The sequence below is a fragment of the Microbacterium sp. LMI12-1-1.1 genome (genome assembly GCF_040676455.1).
Classification (GTDB): domain Bacteria; phylum Actinomycetota; class Actinomycetes; order Actinomycetales; family Microbacteriaceae; genus Microbacterium.
The window spans coordinates 115497-137343 of sequence record NZ_JBEGIA010000001.1 but is presented as its reverse complement, the minus strand read 5'-3'; the positions used below and the strand labels follow the sequence as shown (position 1 = coordinate 137343).

Sequence of the window (21847 nt, the reverse complement as noted above, 5' to 3'; positions counted from 1 at the left end):
ATGACCGACACCCCTGACAACGCTCTGGCCGTCATCGTCCTCGCCGCCGGACAGGGCACCCGCATGAAGTCGTCGCTGCCGAAGGTGCTGCACCGCATCGGCGGTCGCCCCCTCGTCGGGCACGTCCTCGCCTCCGCCGCCGCCCTGGGGCCGGCGCGCACCCTCGTCGTCGTGCGCCATGAGCGCGACCAGGTGGCCGCGGCGGTCGCCGACCTGGCACCCGAGGCGCGGGTCGTCGACCAGGATGAGGTCCCCGGCACCGGCCGCGCGGTCGAGGTCGCGCTCGCCCAGCTCGAGGGCTTCGCCGGCGATGTGCTCGTGCTCTCGGGCGACTGCCCGCTGGCAGATGCCGGGACCCTGACCGCGTTCCTCGCGGCGCACCGCACGACCGATGCGGAAGTGACCGTCATGACCGCCGTCGTCGACGACCCGAACGGGTACGGACGCGTGATCCGCGACGCCGACGGAGACGTCGCCCGCATCGTGGAGCAGAAGGACGCCGACGACGCCGAGGTCGCGGTCCGCGAGATCAACGCGGGCATGTACGTCTTCCGCATCGACGCGCTGCGCACCCACCTGCCGGCGATCGGCATCGACAACGCTCAGGCGGAGAAGTACCTCACCGACGTCGCGGGGCTCGTCCGGCGAGCCGGCGGCAGGGTCGCGGCATCCGTCGTCGACGACGTCACCGTCACGTACGGCGTGAACGACCGCGCCCAGCTCTCGGAGGTCGGGCGTCTGCTCAACGCGCGCACGGTGCGCCGCTGGCAGCTCGAGGGGGCGACGATCCTCGACCCGGCGACCACCTGGATCGACGTCGACGCGAAGCTCGCCCCCGACGTGACGGTGCTTCCCAACACGCACATCCTCGGCGCCACCGTGATCGACACCGGCGCGATCGTCGGACCCGACACGAGCCTCGTCGACTGCGAGGTCGGAGAGGGCGCCACCGTCCGGCGCGCCGACGCGACGCTCGCCGTGATCGGCGCCCACGCGACCGTCGGCCCGTTCGCATACGTCCGCCCCGGCACGTACCTCGGCGACAACGGCAAGATCGGCACCTTCGTCGAGACGAAGAACTCGACCATCGGCGAGGGCAGCAAGGTGCCGCACCTGTCGTACATCGGCGACACCACGATCGGCCGCGGCGTCAACCTCGGCGCCGGCGCGATCACCGCCAACTACGACGACCTGGCCAAGCACCGCACCGAGATCGGCGACGAAGTGCACGCCGGCTCGCATAACGTCTTCGTGGCGCCCGTTAGGATCGGAGACGGCGCGAAGACGGGGGCGGGGGCGGTCATCCGCAAGGATGTGCCCGCCGGTGCTCTCGCTCTCAGCGTCGCCCCTCAGCGCAACGTCGAGGGGTGGGTCGAGAAGAACAGACCGGGTACTCACGCGGCGGATGTCGCCGCCAAGGCCCGCAGCGCACAGAAGGCGGACGATGGCGCGCAAGAAGAAGACCGTTGAACTCGACCGGGCGAATGACATCGCCCCCGGCCTCGTCGCCAAGACGAAGAAGCGGCTCGTCATCGCGCGCGGGAGCTCGCATCCCGAGCTCGCGGCGCAGGTCGCCGAGCAGCTGAGCACGGAGCTCGTCCCCACCGAGTACCGCACGTTCGCGTCGGGTGAGATCCTGACGCGGTTCGAGGTCTCGATCCGCGGCTGCGACCTGTTCCTCATCCAGAGCTTCGGGCCGCCGGTCAACGAGTGGATGATGGAGACCCTCATCATGCTCGACGCCGCGAAGCGGGCGTCGGCCAAGCGCATCACCGTCGTCGCGCCGTACTTCCCGTACTCGCGTCAGGACAAGAAGGGCCGGGGCCGCGAGCCCATCAGCGCCCGCCTCGTCGCCGACCTGTTCAAGACCGCCGGCGCCGACCGCGTCATGAGCGTCGACCTGCACGCCGCGCAGATCCAGGGCTTCTTCGACGGTCCCGTGGACCACCTGTTCGCCAAGCCCGTGCTGCTGGAGTACTTCGAGAACACGCTCAGCGAGACGGACCGCGCCCGCCTCACCGTCGTCTCACCCGACACCGGACGCGTGCGCGTGGCGGACCAGTGGTCCGACAGCCTGGGCGCTCCGCTGGCGATCATCCACAAGCGCCGCGACCCCAACGTCGCCAACCAGGTCACCGTCAACGAGATCGTCGGCGCCGTCGACGGACGCGTCTGTCTGCTCGTCGACGACATGATCGACACGGGTGGCACGATCGTGAAGGCCGCCGAGGCGCTCAAGGCCAACGGCGCGACCAAGGTCATCGTCGCCGCGACGCACGCGATCTTCAGCGATCCCGCCGCCGAACGCCTGCAGAGCCCGGCGATCGACGAGGTCGTCGTGACCGACACGGTGCCGATCCCCGACGAGAAGCGGTTCCCGAGCCTTACGATTCTGCCAATCGCACCGCTGCTCGCACGCGCGATCCACGAAGTGTTCGAGGACGGCTCCGTCACCAGCATGTTCGACGGGGCGGCCTGACGCCGGCACAGGGTCGGACCCCCGACTCCGCGGCGGCGACGGAAGGATGACGAATCCATGACGCAGCCGCTGAGCTCCGCACCGTTGACCGAAGCGCGCCTCACCGTGGCGCGTCCCTGGGCGCTGGCCACCGGCGAGGTGCTGGCGCATCTCGAGGCCGACGCCGGGGGACTGCGCACCGCCGACGCGGCGGCGCGCCTGGAGATCGCCGGACCCAACCGCCTCCCCGAGCCTGCGCGCAAGCCGGCGGTGCTGCGGTTCCTGGCGCACTTCAACGACACCCTGATCTACATCCTGCTGGGCGCCGCGGTCATCAAGGCGCTCATGGGGGACTGGCTCGACTTCTGGGTGATCATGGTCGTCGCGATCATCAACGCGGTGATCGGCTATATCCAGGAGGGGCGCGCCGAGAAGGCGCTCGCCGGCATCCGCGGGATGCTGTCGGCCGACGCCAGTGCGCGCCGCGACGACGGCTGGGTGACGGTGCCCGCCGCCGACCTGGTGCCGGGCGATGTCGTGCGGCTCATGCCCGGCGACAAGGTGCCCGCCGACCTGCGGCTGCTCCAGGCCTTCCAGCTGCGCATCGATGAGGCCGCGCTCACGGGGGAGTCCGTCCCGTCGTCGAAGACCACCGACCCGTCGGTCCCGGAGGCGGGGGTGGGCGACCGCGGATCGATGGCGTTCTCCGGCACCATCGTCAGCGCCGGGCAGGGCCGGGGCGTCGTCACCGCCACCGGATCCGACACCGAGCTCGGCCGCATCCAGAGCCTCGCCGACGAGGCTGAGTCGCTTGCCACGCCGCTCACCCGCCAGCTCGACGGGTTCGGCCGCGTGCTCACCGTCGTGATCCTGGCGATGGCGGCGATCATGATGATGATCGGGCGCTTCCTGCACGGGATGCCGTACCCCGAGCTCATCTCGGCGGCCATCGGGTTCGCCGTCGCGGCGATCCCCGAGGGGCTGCCGGCGCTGGTGACCATCACGCTCGCGATCGGCGTGCAGCAGATGGCCCGCCACAACGCCATCACGCGCAAGCTCCCCGCGGTCGAGGCGCTCGGCTCGGTGACCACGGTGTGCTCCGACAAGACGGGCACGCTCACCCGCAACGAGATGACCGTGCGGCACATCGTCACACCGCTGGGCGAGTACAGCGTCACCGGGCTGGGCTACGTGCCCGAGGGCGAGATCGTCCGCACGGCCACGGCTGCGGGCGCGGCTTCGGACCCCGACGCCGCTGCTGCCGAGGGCGCGGGGGCACCTGCCGACCGGGGCGATCTGGCGGCGCTCCTGGCCATCGCGACGCTCTGCAACGACGCCCACATCGTCCGCGGCGACGACGGCGAGTGGGGCCTCGTCGGCGAGCCGACGGAGGGCGCGCTCAAGGTCGTCGCGATGAAGGGCGGTGTCGGGAGCGCGGGCGGACGCCGGGTCGCGGTCATCCCGTTCGACTCCGCCAACAAGCTGATGGCGACGCTCAACGAGGGCGCCCGATCCGGGGGTGCGGCCGGCGAGGTCTCGCGGGCGATCCTCGTCAAGGGCGCGCCCGACCGCCTGCTCGAGCGCTCGCTCACCCAGCGCGGCGCCGACGGGTCCGAGCCGCTCGACCTGGTGCGCTGGAACGCGGCGATCGAGGCGCTGAGCTCGCAGGGCCTGCGCGTGCTCGCGGCGGCACGCAAGCCGGTGCGACCGACGACCGACGAGTTCGCGCTCGACGACCTCATCGACCTCGAGTTCATCGGCCTCTGGGGGATCGTGGACCCGCCCCGGCCGGAGGCCGTCGAGGCGATCGCGGACTGCCACACCGCCGGCATCCGCGTGAAGATGATCACGGGAGACCACGCCGGCACCGCCCTCGCCATCGCGCACGAGATGGGGCTCGCCGGCTCCGACGCCGAGGTGCTCACGGGCGCGGAGCTCGAGGCGCTCACCCAGGAGCAGCTGCGCGAGGTCGTGCGCGACGTCGACGTGTACGCGCGCACGAGCCCCGAGCACAAGATCCGCATCGTGCGGGCGCTGCAGTCGCACGGCGAGGTCGTCGCGATGACCGGTGACGGGGTCAACGACGCTCCCGCGCTGACGCGGGCCGACGTCGGCATCGCGATGGGCATCAAGGGCACCGAGGCGACCAAGGAGGCCGCCGAGTTCGTGCTGGCCGACGACAACTTCGCGACGATCCGCAGCGCGATCGCCGAGGGACGTCGCATCTACGACAACCTGCGCAAGTCGATCGTGTTCCTGCTGCCGACCAACGGGGCCCAGTCGCTCGTGATCCTCGTCGCCGTCGTGTTCGGGCTCGCGCTGCCGATCACGAGCGTGCAGGTGCTGTGGGTCAACATGGTGACCGCGGTGACCCTCTCGCTCGCGCTCGCGTACGAGCCGGCCGAGCGCGGCATCATGCGCCGCCCCCGCGCGCCACCGGCGGACCGATCATCGATCGCCGCGAGCTCGGGTTCGTGCTGGTCGTGTCGCTCCTCATCGGCGGCGCCGCGATGGGCGTCTTCTACGGCGTCGTCGCGACCGGAGCCGACATCGAGGTGGCCCGCACCGAGGCCGTGCTCATGCTCGCGCTCGGACAGCTCGCGTATCTGCTCAACTGCCGGTTCCTCGGGCGCTCGAGCCTCACCCTCGACGTGCTGCGGGGCAACCGCGTGGTGTGGTGGTCCGCGATCGCCCTCATCGTGCTGCAGCTGATCTACACCTACGTGCCGTTCATGAACGTGCTGTTCGACTCGCGGCCGCTGGACGCGGCATCCTGGATCCTCCCGATCGTGGTGTCCATCGGCATCTTCCTCGCCGTCGAGGTGCTCAAGGCTGTGCTGCGCGCACGAGGCACGTCATCGACGACCCCGGACACCCTCAAAGGCGGCTCATAGGAGCGGTTGGCAGGATCCTTTCCAGACGCTTCCGCGTCACCGCTCGCACGACACGAGCCCGACCCGAGCCAGGAGGACCGTCATGATCCGCACCGCACTCGCTTCCCGCCCCGTTCGCGCCGGAGCGGCGCTGACCGCCGTCGCCGGCATCGCGCTCCTCGCCGGCTGCACGCCGGAGGCCTCGGAGGCCGAAGAACCGGCGACCACCGACACCTCGGAGAGCACCGACAGCGGCTCCGCCGACAGCGGCTCGAGCGGCGCGTACGCCGACGGCACGTACACGGCGGACGGCTCGTACGCGACGCCCGAATCGGTCGAGACGATCACCGTCACGGTGACCCTCGAGGACGACGTGATCACGGCGGTAGAGGTGACCGGCGACCCGCAGAAGCGCGAGTCGGAGCAGTACCAGGGCGAGTTCATCGGCGGCATCGCCGATGTCGTCGTCGGGCAGGACATCGACGACATCCAGGTCAGTCGCGTCGCGGGGTCGTCGCTCACCAGCGGCGGGTTCATCGAGGCCATCGAGACGATCAAGTCCGAGGCGGCGAACTAGGCCGTGCACACCGCGCCGGACTCCTGGCGCTTCGACGCCATCGGCACGACGTGGGAGATCGTCACCGAGCGTGGCCTGCCGGCGACGGCGCGCGACGAGGTGACCTCGCGCATCGACGAGTTCGACCGCGAGTGGTCGCGATTCCGGGCGGACTCGCTCGTGAGCGCGCTGGCGCGGACGGCCGGTGCCGTCCCCGCGCCGGCGGATGCGGTGCCGATGCTCGACGCCCTCGCCGCCCTCTCGGACGCGACGGCAGGGGCCGTCAACCCGCTCGTCGGCGGATCCCTCGTCGCGCGCGGCTATGACGCCGCCTACTCGCTGCGTGATCGCGGGGCGACGCCGGCGCCTGACGGGTGGCGGGAGCTGTTGAGCTGGCACGACGGCAGCCTCGCGCTCATCGAGCCGGCCACCATCGACGTCGGCGCCCTCGGCAAGGGGCGCCTCGTCGACCTGGTCCTCGGCATCCTCATGCGCACCGAGTCGGGCGACATCACCGTCGACGCCGGCGGCGACCTGGCTGTGCGGGGGCGTCCGCAGCGCATCGGGCTCGAGCACCCGTTCGATCCGCGTCGTGCCATCGGCGTGTGGGAGGTGACGGATGCCGCGCTCTGCGCGTCGGCCGTCAACCGGCGCGCGTGGCCCTCGGCGACGGGCACCGCACTGCACCACGTGCTCGACGCGCGCACCGGGCAGCCGGTGCGGACGATCGCCGCGACGTGGACCGTGGCGGCCGATGCGATGGCCGCGGATGCCGTCGCGACGGCCCTGTTCTTCGACGGCGGCCCCCGCCTCGCCCACGAGTGGGGCGTCGAATGGGTGCGCATGACGACGGACGGCCGCGTCGAGTGGTCTCCGGGATGCCGCGCCGACCTGTTCGTGCGAACGGATGTCGGACCCGGGATCGCGCCGGCTTCGCGACCGAATAGCCTGGAACAGTGACCGAAACCCTCTCCGGACACGTCATCGCGGTCGCCCGCGACGACGCGCATCGCTTCAGCAAGCCGACGCGCGAGAGCATCACCCTGATCGCCGGCATCGGCGTCGAGGGCGACGCCCACGCCGGCACCACCGTGCAGCACCTGTCCCGCATCCGGCGCGATCCCACGACGCCCAACCTGCGCCAGGTGCACCTGATCCACGCCGAGCTGTTCGACGACATGGCCGAGCGCGGCCACGAGGTGCACCCGGGCGCCCTGGGCGAGAACGTGACCACCACCGGCATCGACCTGCTCGGGCTGCCGCGCGGCACGCGACTCGCACTGGGCGACGACGCGGTGATCGAGATCACGGGCCTCCGCAACCCGTGCGTCCAGATCGACGGCGTCTCGGAGGGACTGATGAAGGAGCTGGTCCACCTCGACGACACGGGCGCCACCGTGCGCCTGGCGGGCGTCATGTCGGTCGTGCTCGAGGGCGGTGTCGTGCGCCCGGGCGACGGCATCCGAGTCATCCCGCCCGCAGGCCGCCACGAGCCCCTGCAGCCGGTGTGACCCGGATGGGCACTCTCACCGCCATCTGGAATCGCGCCTTCGCGGTGCTCGGCCGCGTGTCGATGTACCGCCTGGTGTATCTCGCGCTCGCGACGCTGGCCGTCGTGGCCCTGCTGCTCTCGTTCTTCGGCCTCGTCGGCCCCGATCCGCTGCAGCTGATCGTGACGCTCGCGGTGCTCTCGGCGGTGTGCGTGGGGGTGGATGCCGCCGCCCAGCGCGTGCTCAACCTGCCGTGGCGCCTCGAGTCGTCGCTCATCACGGCGCACATCCTGCTGTTCGTGCTGCGCCCGACGCTCGAGCTCGTGGGGCTGCTGGGGATCGTGATCGCCGCCGCGGTCGCCTCGCTCTCGAAGTATCTGCTCGCGTGGCGGGGACGCCACATCTTCAACCCTGCGGCGGTGGGCGCGACGGTGCTGACGCTGCTGAGCCTGGCATGGCCCGATCTCGGCGCGTCGTCCTGGTGGGTGGGGACGCCGGCGCTCGCCGCGCCCGTCATCCTGCTCGGGCTCGCGGTGCTGGTGCGCACCGAGAAGCTGCGGGTCGTCGCCGTGTTCCTGGTGTTCGCAGTCGCGGTCGCGGTCTTCCGCACCGCCGCGCAGTACCAGGCCGCGGGCGTCGAGATCGACGTGCTCGACCTGCTGTGGCCGATCCTCTGGTCGTCGCCGTTCCTCTTCCTCGGAGCTTTCATGCTGTCCGAGCCGCTCACGCTGCCGCCGCGCCGCTGGCAGCAGCTGACCGTCGCCACGGTGGTCGGCGTGCTGGCCGGGTGGCCCATCCCGATCGGCGACATCACCCTCGGCCAGGAGCGGGCGCTCCTCATCGGCAACCTCGTCGCGTTCGCGTTCGCCGTGCGCACCGCCGTGCGCCTCACCCTCGTCGCACGCGCCGAGCCCACGCCGAGCGTGCAGGAGCTCACCTTCCGCGTGCACGACCGGCTCGCGTTCCTTCCGGGCCAGTACCTCGAGCTCGAGGTGCCGCACCGCCACCCGGACGCCCGTGGCACGCGTCGCGAGTTCAGCATCGCGTCGGCGCCCGAGGACCTGCCGCTGCTGAAGGTGGCGTTCAAGGACGGCAAGACCACCAAGCCGCTGAGCTCGTACAAGAAGGCGCTCGCCGAGGTTCAGCCCGGCGACGCGCTCGCGATCACCGGCGTCTGGGGCGACTTCCTGCTGCCCAAGCGCGACGCGGCGCCGATCCTGATGGTGGCCGCCGGCATCGGTGTCACGCCGTTCGTGTCGCAGCTGCGCCACGCGCGGGCCGCTGCCCTCGACCGCGACATCGTCCTGGTCTACGTGGCCTCGGAATCCTCGGAGCTGGCGTACCGCGACGAGATCGCGGCCTCAGGTGCGCGCGTCATCCTGTTCACCCGCGACCGGCCGGCCGATCTGCCGGACCACTGGGTGTGGGCGCAGGGCGTGCGCCTCGACGCCGACGGGCTCCTGCGCGTCGTGCCCGACATCGGGTCGCGTCACGCGTACATCTCGGGTCCGGCGGCGCTCATCGCCGATCTGGCGCCGGCGCTCGAGCGCGCCCGCTCGATCACGACGGACGCCTTCAGCGGCTACTGAGCCGTCCCTCGCGCCCCGGCCTGTGGCCGTGAGACCTCATCTGACGGCCGAGACATCGGGTGAACCCCGCGGTCTCGGCGGTCAGATGAGGTCTCGACGTCGTGGGGCGGCGGGTCGTCGCACGCGCGGGACGGCGCGGGGGTCAGGCCGGGTCGGCGGAGCGAGCGGGCAGGCGCACCTCGAACGTCGTGTCGCCGGGCGTGCTGTCGACACGGATGCTGCCGCCGTGGGCGTCGACGATGGCCCGGGCGATCGAGAGGCCGAGGCCGGTACCGCCGGTCTGGCGCGCCCGCGAGCGGTCGGCGCGCGCGAAGCGCTCGAACAGCTCGTCCTTGATCGACGGATCGATGCCCGGGCCGTCGTCGTGCACCCGCAGGACGGCGGTGTCGCCCTCGCGGACGACGCTCACGGTGACCGTCGTCCCGGGCGGGGTGTGCGTCCGCGCATTCGCGAGGAGATTCGCGGCGACCTGGTGCAGGCGTCCGGTGTCGCCGGCGATAAGCACGGGATCGTCGCCGACCTCGAGCACCCACTCGTGATCGGGGCCGGTGGGTGTCGCGTCGCCGACCGCGTCGATCGCGACGCGCGTGAGATCGACGGTGCCGTAGACGAGCTCCTGGCCCTCGTCGAGGCGCGCCAGCAGCAGCAGGTCCTCGACGAGCGAGGTCATGCGCAGCGACTGGGCCTGGATGCGCTCGAGCGAAGCTTCCGTGGTCTCGATGGTCGCCGCACCCTGCCCGCGGCTGAGTGCCTTCAGCGACAGCTCGCTGTAGCCGCGGATCGACGAGAGCGGTGTGCGCAGCTCGTGGCTCGCGTCCGCGACGAACGCGCGCATGCGCTCCTCGTTGCGCTGCCGGGCGGAGAGCGACTCGTCCACGTGGTCGAGGAGCGTGTTCAGCGCTTCGCCCACACGGCCGACCTCGGTGCGCGGGTCGGCCTGGTGGGACGGCACCCGTTCTGCGATGGTGACCTCGCCCTGGTCCAGTCGCTGGGTCGAGACCCGGGCTGCTGTATCGGCGACGGCGCGCAGGGGTGCAAGGCCTCGCCGGATGGTCCAGGCGGTCGCTACGGCGAGCAGGATCAGGCCACCGGCCGTGAGGAGGCCGATCGTGGTCAGCATGCGTCCGATCGTCGCCGCGACGTCATCGCGTGAGAGTCCCAGGACGACGATGGACCCTCCGACGGGCTCTCCCTGCACGCGGAACGTCCCCACGTCATCGATCGTCACGACGAGGGGCCCCTCCTCGGGAATGCGTTCGATGAGCTGTGCGATCTGGTCGTCGGTGAGGGCCTCCACCGAGCCGTCCTCGGTGGTGTACGCGGCCGTCGGACGAGCCGGAGGCGTCTCGACGACCAGCAAGGTCCCCGGCGGCAGCGGCTGCTCGGCGAGGATCTGTTCCGCCGTGAGCCCGGCGGCGACCGGGCCGCGGACCATGTTCGCCGTGCGTGCGGTCTGCGATTCCAGGTCCTTCGCCAGCCCGTCCTCGAGGACGCTGCCGAGGATTGCGCTGGTCGCGACAGCGACCAGCACCATGATGAACGACGTGATGCCCACGACCGTGACGATGAGCTTGCGCTGCAGCGTCCACGGCGCGCGGCGGGGGAGCCGTTCGTCGGCGGGGGAGTCGGGGCCGGCCCCGGCGGGGGGTGCGGATTCATCGACGGATGCCGAGGCGACCGCGGCGGCATCCGTCCCCGGCTTCGTCCCGCTGGGCTCCGACCCGGTCCCGTCGGTCACTGGGGCGCCTTGATCATGTAGCCGACGCCGCGGACGGTGTGGATGAGCGGCTCGCGGCCGGCGTCGATCTTCTTGCGCAGGTACGAGATGTAGAGCTCGACGACGCTGGAGCGCCCGCCGAAGTCGTAGTTCCACACGCGGTCGAGGATCTGCGCCTTCGACACGACGCGGCGCTGGTTGCGCATGAGGTAGCGGAGCAGCTCGAACTCGGTCGCGGTGAGCTCGATCTCCTCGCCCGAGCGCTCGACCTCGTGGCTGTCCTCGTTCAGGGTGAGGTCGCCCACGCGGAGGATCGGCTCCGCCCCCGCGGCGTGAGCGGTGCCGGCGCGGCGCATGAGGCCGCGCAGGCGCGCCACGACCTCCTCGAGGCTGAACGGCTTCGTGACGTAGTCGTCACCGCCCGCGGTGAGGCCGGCGACGCGATCGCTCACGGCATCCTTCGCGGTGAGGAACAGCACCGGGACGTCGTCGCCCGCCTGCCGTAGGCGCTGCAGCACGGCCATGCCGTCGAGGTCGGGCATCATGATGTCGAGCACCATGGCGTCGGGCTCGAACTCGCGTGCGGACTGCAGCGCCTCGAAGCCCGAGCCGGCCGTCCGCACCTCCCACCCCTCCATGCGCAGCGCCATCGACAGCAGGTCGGTGAGCATCTGCTCGTCGTCCACCACGAGCACGCGGAGGTTCGAGCCGTCGGGACGCAGCAGGGCGGGTGCGGGGTTGGTCATGCGTCCATTGTGGATGCGTTCCTATGTGGTTCCTATGGCGCGCGCTATGCGCCGGCTGTGAAAACCGCTCGTCTCCGCGAGACCCCAGCAGCGGGACGAGACCGAGGGGAAACCCCAGGGTCTCGTCCTGCTGCTGGGGTCTCGCGGTTCATAAGGTCTCCATAGGCGCCGCTGGGGGTGTGCATCACGGCCCTTCGTAGCGTCCCCTCGACGGCGGCATTCCGCCCGCCAGGAGGAGACCCATGTACATGACCTATCTGCGGCGGGAGCTGGCCGGCCGCAAGAAGCAGACGATCATCGTGGCCGCCGGCCTCGCGATCGCCATCGCGCTCGTGATGATCGTGAACTCGCTCGCCGCCGGCGTGAGCGCCGCGCAGGCCCAGGCGCTCGAGTCGGTATACGGCGTGGGCACCGACCTCACGGTCACGGGTGCCCAGGCCGAGCCCGGGCAGGGCGGCGCGCGGTTCGACTTCGGCGAGGACGGCGGCGAGACCGCCGACGACGGCACGACCGAGCTCAGCCAGTCGCGGCTGGTGACCGAGCCGATGCGTTCGACCCTCGACGCCACGACGCTCGACACGGTGGCCGCCGTCGACGGCGTGGAGTCGGCATCCGCTGCCCTCAGCCTCACGAACATGACCTTCTCGGGCGAGCTGCCGCAGCGGCCCGACGGCTCAGGCGACGACGCCACCCAGGCGCAGCCTCCGCAGCAGACCGAGGGCGGCGGCGGCTTCGGCGGCGGCTCGTTCGGCGTCGACTCGTTCACAGTGCTCGGCATCGACCCGGCGGCCGACGCCGTGGGCCCGCTCTCCGCGGTGGAGCTCAGCGACGGACGCGGCCTCGAGGCGTCCGACGAGGGCGCGTACGTCGCCGTGCTCGATGCGACCTACGCCACGACCGCGGACCTCACAGTCGGCGACACCATCGACGTCGGCGGCCAGGACTTCGAGATCGTCGGCCTCGTGGCCTCGACGTCCGACGAGGCCGACACCGCGTCGAACGCCTACATCCCGCTCGACGTCGCCCAGGAGCTCTCGGGCGCAGGCGACGTGATCTCGACGGTGTATGTGCAGGCAGAGTCCTCCGACGCGATCTCGTCGGTGCAGACGGCGCTCCAGGAGGAGCTGCCCGACGCCACCGTGAGCTCGCAGTCCGATCTCGCCTCGACCGTGTCGGGGTCGCTCTCGAGCGCTTCGTCGCTCATCACGAGCCTCGGCACGTGGCTGTCGCTCATCGTGCTCGCCGTCGCACTCGTCCTCGCGGTGCTGTTCACGATCTCGGGCGTGTCGCGCCGCACGCGCGAGTTCGGCACGCTCAAGGCGATCGGCTGGTCCAACGGCCGCGTCGTCGGCCAGGTGGCGGGCGAATCGGTCGTCCAGGGCCTCATCGGCGGTGTCGTCGGTCTCGTGATCGGCTTCGCCGGCATCCTCGCCATCAACGTCATCGCCCCGACCATCTCGACGGCGCCCTCGACCCAGAGCTTCGGGCCCGGCGGCGACGGCGCCCAGATGCCCGGCGGAGGCCCCGGCACGTTCGGGAACGCCGTCATGCAGCAGACCGGCGCCGACATCGTGCTGCAGGCACCGGTCACGCTCTGGGTCGTCGTCGCGGCGGTCGGCATCGCCGTGCTCGGCGGACTCGTCGCCGGCGCCTTCGGCGGCTGGCGCGCTGCGCGGCTGAGCCCCGCCGAAGCCCTCCGATCCGTGGGCTGAGGCATCCCGTGTCCGACACCATCCCCGCTGCACCCGAATCCACCTCCACGAAGGGAGAGCACGTCATGACCATGATCGACACGGAGGCCGCCTCGGCTCCGGATGCCGCAGCCGCGGCGCAGTACCGGCTCGAGGGCGTCACTCGCACCTACACCCAGAAGGGCCGTGTCGTGAAGGCACTCGCCGGCGTCGACCTCACGATCGACGCGGGAGACTTCGTCACGATCCAGGGGCCTACCGGCGGTGGCAAATCGACACTGCTGCAGCTGCTGGGCGCGCTCGACCGCCCGAGCAGCGGCTCCGTGCATCTCGGCGAGATCGACATCGCGACCGCGAGCAACCGCGAGCTCGGCCGCATCCGCGCGCACGAGATCGGGTTCGTGTTCCAGGGGTTCAACCTCATCCCGACGCTCACGGCGCATGAGAACGTCGACATGGCGCTGGAGCCGCTGGGGCTCTCTCAGGACGAGCGCGCAACGCGGGTCGCCGACGCCCTCGCGCACGTCGGCCTGGCCGAGCGCGCGGACCACCGGCCCGGCGAGCTGTCGGGAGGTCAGCAGCAGCGGGTCGCGATCGCGCGGGCGATCGTCAAGCGCCCGGGCGTGCTCCTCGCCGACGAGCCCACCGGCAACCTCGACGAGAGCATGCGCGACGAGATCCTCTCGGTGCTGCAGGCGCTCAACGACGAAGGGCTCACGCTCATCGTCGTCACGCACGACTCGGCCGTCGCGCGCCGCGCGCGGCGCCGGCTGCGGCTCGACAAGGGGACGGTGCGCGACATCACGCGCTGACGGGCGGCGTCCTCCGCAGATCAGCCCGCCGAGCGGGCATGGGCCGCGATGCGATCGAAGAGCGCGTCGCGGCCCTCGTCGATCCGCTGCTCCTCCGGGTGCGCGTCGTAATAGGCGAGGATGCGGCGGGCGCCCTCGTCGAAGGTCACCGTCGTGCGGAACTCGGGCACCAGCTGCGTCACCTTCGACGAGTCGAACAGCATGGAGTGGGCCTTGTCGCCGATGAGCGTGGGTCCGAGGTCCGGCGCGAACGCCGCGATCGTGTCGGAGGCGACGTGCACGAGGTCGGGGGAGTCGACGCCGGCGGCGTCGGCCAGCCAGCCGTAGATCTGGTTCCAGGTCGGTGCGTGCGTGCCGGTGATCGTGAATGCCTCGCCGATCGCCGCCGGATTGCCGAGCAGCCCGGTGAACGCGACCGCGAAGTCGTCCGAGTGCGTGATGGTCCACTGGCTCGTCCCGTCGCCGTGGACGATGACGGGACGGCCGGCGCGCATGCGCGCGATGTCGGTCCAGCCGCCGAGGGTCGGCAGCAGCCGCTCGTCGTAGGTGTGCGACGGCCGCACGATGGTCACCGGCAGGCCGCGCTCGCGATGTGCGGCGACGAGGACGTCCTCGCAGGCGATCTTGTCGCGCGAGTACTGCCAGAACGGGTTGCGCAGCGGCGTCGACTCGGTCACCGGCACCCTGCGCGGCGGCTTCTCGTACGCGGAGGCCGAGCTGATGAAGACGTACTGCCCGGTGCGTCCCTCGAACAGCTCGAGGTCGGTCGCGATGTGCTCGGGCGTGAAGGCCAGGAACTCGGCGACGACGTCGAACCGGCGGTCGCCGAGGGCGGTGCGCACTGAGCTCGGATCGCGCACATCCGCCTCGATCGACTCGACCTGCGGCGGCAGCGGACGTCGTGCGCTGCCGCGGTTGAGGACCGCGACCTCGTGCCCGAGAGCCACGGAGCGGCGAACGCACGCCGCGCTGATCGTTCCGGTACCGCCGATGTAGAGGATGCTCGTCACCCACGCGAGCCTACGCCCGGACGCGGGCGTCCCGGCGGAAGGCGCTCCCTCGCTGACGGCGAACATCTTCCCCGATGTCGGCGGTGAGCCCTAGCGTTGCGATCATGAGCAACGACGACCTCAGCGCCGGCTCCGTCGGCACCGTCATCCGTCCGGGCGACTCCGAATGGGAATCCGCCCGCCGTTTCCACTCCGGCATCGGCGAGCCCGCTGCCGTGATCCGCGCCGCCAGCGTCGATGACGTGCGCGGCGCCGTCCGCTACGCCTCCGCCGAGCGGCTCGAGATCATGATCCGCGGCGGCGGCCACAGCGCCTGGGGCGGCGTACCCGGCGGCCTCACCCTCGACATCTCCGCGCTCGACGCCGTCGAGGTCGACGGCACCCGCGTGCGCGTGGGCGGCGGTGCACTGTGGGGCGCGGTCGCCCACACGCTCGCCGAACGCGGCCTGGGGCTCAGCTCCGGCGACACGGCATCGGTCGGCGTCGGCGGTCTCACCCTCGGCGGCGGCATCGGCTGGATGGTGCGGGCCTGGGGACTGGCCGCCGACCAGCTCGTGGGTGCGCAGCTCGTCACCGCCCGCGGCGAGGTGGTCGAGGTGACCGAGACCTCTCATCCGGAGCTCTTGTGGGCGCTCCGCGGCGGCGGCGGCAACTTCGGCGTCGTGACGCGGTTCGACTTCGAGGCGCACCCTCTCGACGGCGTCGTGCACGCCGTCTACGGACTCGAGGGCGATGCGCGCCCCGTCCTGCGCGTACTGCGTGAGGTCATGGCGGACGCCCCGCGCGATCTCACCGTCACCTACATGGACGTCCCGGCGATGGACCCGAATGCGCCGGCAGGCGCCTCTATCACGGCGGTCTGGGTCGGCACCGACGAGGATGCCGCGCGTCGCGCGCTGGCGCCCCTGGCGAGTGCGCCCGGGGTCACCGAGCGGGACTTCGGGGTGCAGGACTATCCCGACGTCCTGATGGAGGCCCCCGAGTTCGACCCCGAGCAGCCGATGCCGGGGTTCGTCGGCGGCAACACACTGCTCGGCGTCCTCGACGACGAGGCGATCGATCGTCTCGCCGCCTTCCGGGAACAGCGTCCCGCCTCTGTCGTGATGCTGCGTTCGCTGGGCGGCGCGTACGCAGACGTGGCGCAGGACGACTCGGCCTTCCCCGCGCGGGACGCGACATGGTTCGCGATGGCCGGCGCGTTCGACATCCCCGGCATGCTCGACGACGCGGGGCGTGCAGAGGCGAACGCCGCGTGGGAGGCCATCGAGGCCAAGGGGTCAGGCGTCTACGGCAACTTCACCGTCTCGACGGCCGACACGATCGTCCAGCGCATGTACCCGCCGGCGACCATGGCCCGCCTCGCCGCGATCAAGCGCGCGTGGGACCCGGGCAACGTGTTCTGCCGCAACCACAACGTGAAGCCCGTGCCCGACGGTCACGCCGGCTGAGACTCCGCGCCGCGCAGGCAGACACGGCGAGGGCGGACCCCCGTGATGGGGATCCGCCCTCGCCGTGTGCGGGACGCGTCGGTCCGACGCGTCGCGGTCAGTGGGTGTCTTCGGCTTCGATCTCGGTGCGGTCGCCCGACCACAGCGTGTGGAAGGTGCCTTCCTTGTCGATGCGCTTGTAGGTGTGGGCGCCGAAGAAGTCGCGCTGGCCCTGGATGAGGGCGGCCGGGAGGCGCTCGGCGCGGAGTCCGTCGTAGTACGACAGCGACGACGAGAACGCGGGGGCGGGGATGCCGGCGCCCGCCGCCGTCGACACGATGCGGCGCCACGCGCCCTGCGCGCGGCCGAGGGCCTCGACGAAGTAGGGCGCGGTGAGCAGCACTGCCAGGTCGGGCGTCTCGCCGTACGCGTCGGCGATGCGGTTGAGGAACTGGGCGCGGATGATGCAGCCGGCGCGCCAGATCTTCGACACGGCGCCGAGGTCGATCTGCCAGTCGTACTCGGCGGCGCCGGCGCGGATCTCGTCGAAGCCCTGCGAGTAGGCGACGATCTTCGACGCGTACAGCGCGAGGCGCACGTCCTCGATGAACGCGTCGGTGTCCTCGACGGCCAGGCCTTCCTCCGGACCGGGGAGCTCGCGCGAGACCTCGCGCTGCTCGGGGTGCGACGACAGCGATCGGGCGAACGTGGCCTCGGCGATGCCCGACACCGGGACGCCCAGCGACAGCGCGGTCTGCACGGTCCAGGCGCCGGTGCCCTTGGCGCCGGCCTGGTCGAGGATGACGTCGACGAGCGGCTTGCCGGTGGCGGCATCCACCTGGCGCAGCACCTCCGCGGTGATCTCGATGAGGTACGACTCCAGCTCGCCGCGGTTCCACTCGGCGAACACGTCGGCGATCTCGGCCGGCGTCTTGCCGGTGCCGCGCCGGATGAGGTCGTAGGCCTCGGCGATGAGCTGCATGTCGGCGTACTCGATGCCGTTGTGCACCATCTTGACGAAGTGCCCGGCGCCGTCGTGGCCGATGTGCGTGACGCACGGCTCGCCTTCGGCGACCGCCGCGATCGACTTCAGGATCGGGCCGAGTGTGATCCACGACTCATCCGAGCCGCCGGGCATGATCGACGGGCCGAGGAGGGCGCCCTCCTCGCCGCCGGAGATGCCGGCGCCGACGAAGTTGATGCCGGTCTCGCGCACAGCCTTCTCACGGCGGATCGTGTCGGTGAACAGCGCGTTGCCGCCGTCGACGATGATGTCGCCCGGCTCGAACACCTCGACCAGCGCGTCGATGACGGCGTCGGTCGGCCGCCCGGCCTTGACCATGATGATCGCGGCGCGCGGCTTCTGCAGCGACGCGGCGAACTCCTCGTACGAGAACGCGGGCACGAAGCCGGCCTCGGGGTGCGTGGCGAGCAGCTCGTCGGTCTTCGACCGGCTGCGGTTGTGCACCGCGACGGTGTTGCCCTCACGGCTGGCGAGGTTGCGGGCGAGGTTGGACCCCATCACCGCGAGACCCACGACGCCGATGTTCGCCGTCGCCACACGATCGGCGTCGGGCCCCTGGGGCTCCGGGGTCTGGCGGGCCACATCCTCGGGTGCCGGTGCGGCCTCGTGTGCCGTCGTCGCCTCGTCAGGAGCCTGGTCCTGATCCGTCGAGATGTTGGTCTCGGCCTGATTGCCGCTCGCTGAAGGGTCGTTCGAAGACACACGCGCTCCTGAGGTTAGATCGTCTCTTTCAGCCTAGAGTCTGGCGCGTCCGTGTTACACCGCAGCGGCGGGATGCTCACACCCGGCCCCGGCAAGGTGTGACGCGTTGCCGGCCGTCGGCTACCGTGGCCGTCGTGACCGAGCCCTCGCATCCCGAGCCCGCCCCGCCGGGTGCCTCCGGTTCGCGCCCCGAGCCCGAGGGGCGCATCGTGGTGATGGGCCCGAGCGGTTCGGGCAAGTCCGCCGTGGGGCTGGCGCTGGCGCGGCGGCTCGGGCTGGCGTTCGTCGACGCCGACGACCTGCATCCTGCCGCCAATGTCGCGAAGATGGCAGCCGGCATCCCGCTCGACGACGAGGACCGGATGCCGTGGCTCGACGTCGTCGCCGCGACGCTGCACGATGCGCGCGGGGGAGCGGTGATGGCCTGCTCGGCGCTCGCCCGCCGCTATCGCGACCGCATCCGCGCGGGCGCCGCGGGAGTCGTCTTCGTGGAGCTGCGGGTGCCGCAGGACGAACTGGCCCGCCGCATGGGGTCACGCGAGCACTTCATGCCGTCGTCGCTGCTGGCCTCGCAGCTGCGCACCCTCGAGCATCTCGAGCCGGATGAACCGGGAGTCGTCGTCGCGGGGGATCCGCCGCTGACCGAGGTCGTGGATGCGGCGGTGGCGGCGCTCGAGCGGTATCAGTCCTTGCGGTAGCCCTGGCGCCCGAGGCTCCAGAACGCCAGCGCGGTCCCGAGGGCACCGACTGCGGCCATGGCGCCGATGAGCCAGAGAAGAGCGTGGCTCCAGAAGCCGTAGTCCATGGGGTCCTCCGTGGGGAGCGGGAAGCAGGTGCGTTCCTCATCGTAGCGGGGGCGCTGGTAGACTCGTGTCGAACTTCGGCGAGGGATGCCTCGCGCCTGTCGATTCCGGTGGGCTGCGGCATCCGTGATCGACGCAGTGATGCCGGCCCAACGGGCTTTCCTCACGCGCGTGCGTTCGAGTCGAAGACACCCCGAATACCCCGGGCCCGCCACCGCGCAGGCCGAGTCAGAACGGCCACGCGCCGCAGCTTACCGGGCCAGTGCGCCCACAAGGAGAACCCCATGTCGTCCGAGCCCGATACCAAGGTCCAGGCCGAGTTCCGCGAGAGCTTCGGCAAGGGCTTCGCCCGCCGCCTCCGCGCCGCCGGCAAGATCCCCGCCGTCATCTACGGTCACGGCACCGACCCCGTGCATGTCGCGCTGCCCGGCCACCAGGTCTCGCTGCTCATCCGCCGCGCCAACGCGGTGCTCGAGCTCGACCTCGACGGCAAGTCGCAGCTCACGCTCGTCAAGGACGTGCAGAAGGACCCGGTGCACCAGGTCATCGAGCACATCGACCTGCTCGTCGTGAAGAAGGGCGAGAAGGTCGAGATCGAGGTGCCGATCGTCGTCGTGGGCGAGTCCGCCCCCGGCACCATCGCGAACCTCGACAACACGACGGTCACCCTGCAGGCCGAGGCGACGCACATCCCCGAGCACATCGAGGTCGACGTCGAAGGCCTCGAGGACGGCACGCATGTCACCGCCGCCGACCTGAAGCTGCCGAAGGGCTCGGTGCTGATCGCCGACGCCGAGCTGCTCATCGTCGCCATCTCGGTCCCGGCTGCGACGCTCGCCGCCGAGGACGAGATCGCCGAGGCTGATGCCGAGGTCGCCGCCGAGCAGGCCGAGGCTTCGGAAGAGTCCGCCTCCGAGTAATCCCTTTCACGAAGTCGAGGGGGTGCGGATGCCGCACCCCCTCGCTCCGTCTCACCGGGTGCCGATCGCACCCACCCGTTCACTTGCGCTGAACGTACGCGACACGCCGGGCGAGTCGTGCGTTCAGCGCAAGTAGACCGATCTCGTCTGCGGCCGCGCCGCTCGGGCAGGATGGATGACATGGCAGAGTCGTGGCTGGTCGTCGGGCTGGGAAACCCCGGCCCCCGCTATGAGCCCACGCGGCACAACGTCGGACAGCTCGTCGTCGACGAGCTCGCCGGGCGGCGCGGCGAGTCCTTCAAGTCGCACAAGGCGAACGCGCGCGTCGTCGAGACCTGGCTGCGCCCCGGCGCGGCCAAGCTCATCCTGGCCAAGCCGAACACGTTCATGAACGTGTCAGGCGGTCCCGTCGCGGGGCTCGCCAAGTTCTACGGCATCGCCCCCGACCATGTGGTGGTCGTGCACGACGAGCTCGACATCCCTTTCGACACGATCAAGCTCAAGGTCGGCGGCGGGCACGGGGGCCACAACGGCGTGCGCGACGTCGCCAAGGCGCTCGGCACGGCGGATTTCCCGCGCGTCCGTGTCGGCATCGGCCGCCCCATGGGGCGGCAGGATCCCGCCGACTGGGTGCTCGACCCGTTCGGCGCCACCGAGCGCAAGAACCTGCCGATCCTCGTCGGCGACGGCGCCGACGCCGTCGAGCAGCTCGTCGCGGAGGGACTTCTCGCCGCACAGCAGAAGCACCACGCCCCCCGCGTCTGAGGCGGGGTGTCCGGACTCCGCCGTCCTCAATTGAGGAATCGTGCCGAGATGCGGGACCGTGGGCCCGAGTTGGGCCCTCGTGTCGGCTCCGGTCCTCACTTGAGGAGCGGATGCCGGGATGTGGCGCGGCGCGTGGGGTGATAGCCGCGTCTGAGGCCTGTCCTCAATTGAGGAACCGAGCCGAGATGCGGGCCAGTACGTCGAGATCCGCCCTCGTTTCGGCTCTCGTCCTCAACTGAGGAACACGCACAGTAACTGAGGAACACGCGCAGTGAAGGCGGACGCGGCTCGCGGCAGCCGGGCCGATCAGGCGCCGACGCCGGTGCCGACGGTGAGCCCGGCAGTGAGGAAGCCCTGCACCACGGCGCCGAAGATGATCGGGCCCAGCGCGGCGACGATCACGGCGGCGATGCCTGCGCCACGGCCGCGAGCGGTGACGATCGCGACCACACCCTGCACCAGAGCCCAGATACCGAGCGCGGTCCCCACCCAGAACGAGAGTTCGCCCAGCAGCACCCAGTCGCGCACGGGAGCGAGGATCGACCAGTCGAAGTCGGTGTCGAGGGCCCCCGCGGTGATCTGGCGGCCGGCGCCGAGTCCGATGCGATAGCTCGCGATCGCCCCCACCAGACTCGCGCCGACGGTCGCGACGAGTGCGAGCGCGAGGGCGACGACACCGAGGACGCCGCTGCGCCTGGCCGGCGGGGCGCCGTACACCGGGGCGGATGCCGCGACCGGCACCGTCGCGTAACCCGCGGGTGGGGCATACCCCGGTGGTGGGGCGTAAGCGCCGGCAGGCGGCGCGGACCATCCCGCCGCAACCCCGGGCTGCGCGTCGGCCGCACCGGCGCCGGCCGCACCGGCGCCGGACTGATCGGCGCCGGCCGCACCGGCGCCGGGCGCACCGGCGCCGGCCGCACCCGTGCCGGGCACCCCCGTGCTGGGGCCACCGGCGCCGGGCTGACCCGCGTCGGCGCCAGCGGGCGGTCCGAACGGGGCGTGCGCGGGTGGAGCCCACGCGCCGGGCGGAACGTGCGGGTTCTGAGGCGCATCGGGCGCGGCGGGCTGGCTCACAGGCTCATCCTAGGAGAGGGTCGGTCGACACCCGTCGGCGTCGGCGGCGCGCCGTAGCACGCTCGTTCGGCGAGGCGGCCCCGTGTCGGCGGCGCGCCGTCGCACGCTCGTTCCGCGAGGCGGCCCGGCGTCGGCGGCGCGCCGTAGCACGCTCGTTCCGCGAGGCGGCCCCGTGTCGGCGGCGGGCCGT

Annotated in this window: 18 protein-coding genes and 1 pseudogene; 13 read left to right on the top strand and 6 right to left on the bottom strand. The window is 71.5% G+C overall.

Going from position 1 to position 21847, the window contains the following annotated elements; all coding sequences use genetic code 11:
- The 7 genes and pseudogenes from glmU (at position 1) to MRBLMI12_RS00630 (ending at position 8966) form a co-directional block, all read left to right on the top strand.
- The gene (gene glmU / locus MRBLMI12_RS00660; RefSeq protein WP_363353003.1) at positions 1-1470 is read left to right on the top strand and encodes a bifunctional UDP-N-acetylglucosamine diphosphorylase/glucosamine-1-phosphate N-acetyltransferase GlmU; all 1470 of its coding nucleotides are present in this window, start codon (positions 1-3) and stop codon (positions 1468-1470) included.
- The gene (locus tag MRBLMI12_RS00655; RefSeq protein ID WP_349427980.1) at positions 1445-2479 is read left to right on the top strand and encodes a ribose-phosphate diphosphokinase; all 1035 of its coding nucleotides are present in this window, start codon (positions 1445-1447) and stop codon (positions 2477-2479) included. The genes glmU and MRBLMI12_RS00655 overlap by 26 nt, the downstream gene beginning before the upstream one ends.
- Positions 2480-2536: 57 nt before the next feature.
- A pseudogene (locus MRBLMI12_RS00650) lies at positions 2537-5352 on the top strand (HAD-IC family P-type ATPase).
- A gap of 82 nt (positions 5353-5434) precedes the next feature.
- The gene (locus MRBLMI12_RS00645) at positions 5435-5908 is read left to right on the top strand and encodes an FMN-binding protein (RefSeq protein ID WP_363353001.1); all 474 of its coding nucleotides are present in this window, start codon (positions 5435-5437) and stop codon (positions 5906-5908) included.
- 3 nt (positions 5909-5911) lie between these two features.
- On the top strand, positions 5912-6847 hold the full coding sequence (locus MRBLMI12_RS00640) for an FAD:protein FMN transferase (protein WP_363352999.1): 936 nt from the start codon (positions 5912-5914) through the stop codon (positions 6845-6847).
- On the top strand, positions 6844-7398 hold the full coding sequence (locus MRBLMI12_RS00635; RefSeq protein ID WP_363352998.1) for an MOSC domain-containing protein: 555 nt from the start codon (positions 6844-6846) through the stop codon (positions 7396-7398). Before MRBLMI12_RS00640 ends, MRBLMI12_RS00635 begins: the two co-directional genes overlap by 4 nt.
- 5 nt (positions 7399-7403) lie before the next feature.
- Positions 7404-8966, top strand: coding sequence for an FAD-dependent oxidoreductase (locus MRBLMI12_RS00630; protein ID WP_363352996.1), 1563 nt, complete (start codon positions 7404-7406; stop codon positions 8964-8966).
- A gap of 142 nt (positions 8967-9108) precedes the next feature.
- On the opposite strand, the gene MRBLMI12_RS00625 is transcribed toward MRBLMI12_RS00630, so the two are convergent.
- Positions 9109-10704: a sensor histidine kinase gene (locus tag MRBLMI12_RS00625; protein ID WP_363352994.1), complete on the bottom strand. Its 1596-nt coding sequence runs from the start codon at positions 10702-10704 to the stop codon at positions 9109-9111.
- Positions 10701-11429: a response regulator transcription factor gene (locus MRBLMI12_RS00620; protein WP_308869607.1), complete on the bottom strand. Its 729-nt coding sequence runs from the start codon at positions 11427-11429 to the stop codon at positions 10701-10703. Before MRBLMI12_RS00620 ends, MRBLMI12_RS00625 begins: the two co-directional genes overlap by 4 nt.
- Positions 11430-11671: 242 nt before the next feature.
- Between MRBLMI12_RS00620 and MRBLMI12_RS00615 the strand changes: the two genes are divergently transcribed.
- Positions 11672-13141, top strand: coding sequence for an ABC transporter permease (locus MRBLMI12_RS00615; RefSeq protein ID WP_363352991.1), 1470 nt, complete (start codon positions 11672-11674; stop codon positions 13139-13141).
- Positions 13142-13206: 65 nt separating this feature from the next.
- On the top strand, positions 13207-13932 hold the full coding sequence (locus tag MRBLMI12_RS00610; protein ID WP_363355693.1) for an ABC transporter ATP-binding protein: 726 nt from the start codon (positions 13207-13209) through the stop codon (positions 13930-13932).
- Positions 13933-13952: 20 nt separating this feature from the next.
- Here MRBLMI12_RS00610 and MRBLMI12_RS00605 read toward each other — a convergent pair whose 3' ends face one another.
- A complete protein-coding gene (locus MRBLMI12_RS00605; protein WP_363352989.1) occupies positions 13953-14942 on the bottom strand; it encodes an SDR family oxidoreductase in 990 nt (329 codons plus the stop codon).
- A 104-nt stretch (positions 14943-15046) separates the two neighbouring features.
- Here MRBLMI12_RS00605 and MRBLMI12_RS00600 point away from each other — a divergent pair, with 104 nt between their 5' ends.
- The gene (locus MRBLMI12_RS00600) at positions 15047-16390 is read left to right on the top strand and encodes an FAD-binding oxidoreductase (RefSeq protein ID WP_363352987.1); all 1344 of its coding nucleotides are present in this window, start codon (positions 15047-15049) and stop codon (positions 16388-16390) included.
- A 97-nt stretch (positions 16391-16487) separates the two neighbouring features.
- Here MRBLMI12_RS00600 and gndA read toward each other — a convergent pair whose 3' ends face one another.
- Positions 16488-17930, bottom strand: coding sequence for an NADP-dependent phosphogluconate dehydrogenase (gene gndA, locus MRBLMI12_RS00595; protein ID WP_363355691.1), 1443 nt, complete (start codon positions 17928-17930; stop codon positions 16488-16490).
- Positions 17931-18229: 299 nt separating this feature from the next.
- On the opposite strand from gndA, the gene MRBLMI12_RS00590 reads away from it, so the two are divergent.
- Positions 18230-18793, top strand: coding sequence for a gluconokinase (locus MRBLMI12_RS00590; protein WP_404910952.1), 564 nt, complete (start codon positions 18230-18232; stop codon positions 18791-18793).
- Here the strand turns inward: MRBLMI12_RS00590 and MRBLMI12_RS00585 are convergent.
- Positions 18778-18900, bottom strand: coding sequence for a hypothetical protein (locus tag MRBLMI12_RS00585; protein ID WP_284444971.1), 123 nt, complete (start codon positions 18898-18900; stop codon positions 18778-18780). The genes MRBLMI12_RS00590 and MRBLMI12_RS00585 overlap by 16 nt on opposite strands.
- Positions 18901-19182: 282 nt before the next feature.
- Here MRBLMI12_RS00585 and MRBLMI12_RS00580 point away from each other — a divergent pair, with 282 nt between their 5' ends.
- Both MRBLMI12_RS00580 and pth read left to right on the top strand, forming a co-directional pair.
- The gene (locus tag MRBLMI12_RS00580; protein WP_363352984.1) at positions 19183-19818 is read left to right on the top strand and encodes a 50S ribosomal protein L25/general stress protein Ctc; all 636 of its coding nucleotides are present in this window, start codon (positions 19183-19185) and stop codon (positions 19816-19818) included.
- 180 nt (positions 19819-19998) lie between these two features.
- The gene (gene pth, locus MRBLMI12_RS00575) at positions 19999-20583 is read left to right on the top strand and encodes an aminoacyl-tRNA hydrolase (RefSeq protein ID WP_349427970.1); all 585 of its coding nucleotides are present in this window, start codon (positions 19999-20001) and stop codon (positions 20581-20583) included.
- A gap of 306 nt (positions 20584-20889) precedes the next feature.
- On the opposite strand, the gene MRBLMI12_RS00570 is transcribed toward pth, so the two are convergent.
- Positions 20890-21657, bottom strand: coding sequence for a hypothetical protein (locus MRBLMI12_RS00570; RefSeq protein ID WP_363352982.1), 768 nt, complete (start codon positions 21655-21657; stop codon positions 20890-20892).
- Positions 21658-21847: the final 190 nt, after the last annotated feature.

Coding starts and splice junctions, on each gene's coding strand:
- MRBLMI12_RS00655 (WP_349427980.1), top strand. CDS start 1,445: ATGGCGCGCAAGAAGAAGACCGTTGAACTCGACCGGGCGAATGACATC.
- MRBLMI12_RS00615 (WP_363352991.1), top strand. CDS start 11,672: ATGTACATGACCTATCTGCGGCGGGAGCTGGCCGGCCGCAAGAAGCAG.
- MRBLMI12_RS00585 (WP_284444971.1), bottom strand. CDS start 18,900: ATGGACTACGGCTTCTGGAGCCACGCTCTTCTCTGGCTCATCGGCGCC.
- MRBLMI12_RS00620 (WP_308869607.1), bottom strand. CDS start 11,429: ATGACCAACCCCGCACCCGCCCTGCTGCGTCCCGACGGCTCGAACCTC.
- MRBLMI12_RS00630 (WP_363352996.1), top strand. CDS start 7,404: ATGGGCACTCTCACCGCCATCTGGAATCGCGCCTTCGCGGTGCTCGGC.
- pth (WP_349427970.1), top strand. CDS start 19,999: ATGGCAGAGTCGTGGCTGGTCGTCGGGCTGGGAAACCCCGGCCCCCGC.
- MRBLMI12_RS00580 (WP_363352984.1), top strand. CDS start 19,183: ATGTCGTCCGAGCCCGATACCAAGGTCCAGGCCGAGTTCCGCGAGAGC.
- glmU (WP_363353003.1), top strand. CDS start 1: ATGACCGACACCCCTGACAACGCTCTGGCCGTCATCGTCCTCGCCGCC.
- MRBLMI12_RS00645 (WP_363353001.1), top strand. CDS start 5,435: ATGATCCGCACCGCACTCGCTTCCCGCCCCGTTCGCGCCGGAGCGGCG.
- MRBLMI12_RS00600 (WP_363352987.1), top strand. CDS start 15,047: ATGAGCAACGACGACCTCAGCGCCGGCTCCGTCGGCACCGTCATCCGT.
- MRBLMI12_RS00610 (WP_363355693.1), top strand. CDS start 13,207: ATGACCATGATCGACACGGAGGCCGCCTCGGCTCCGGATGCCGCAGCC.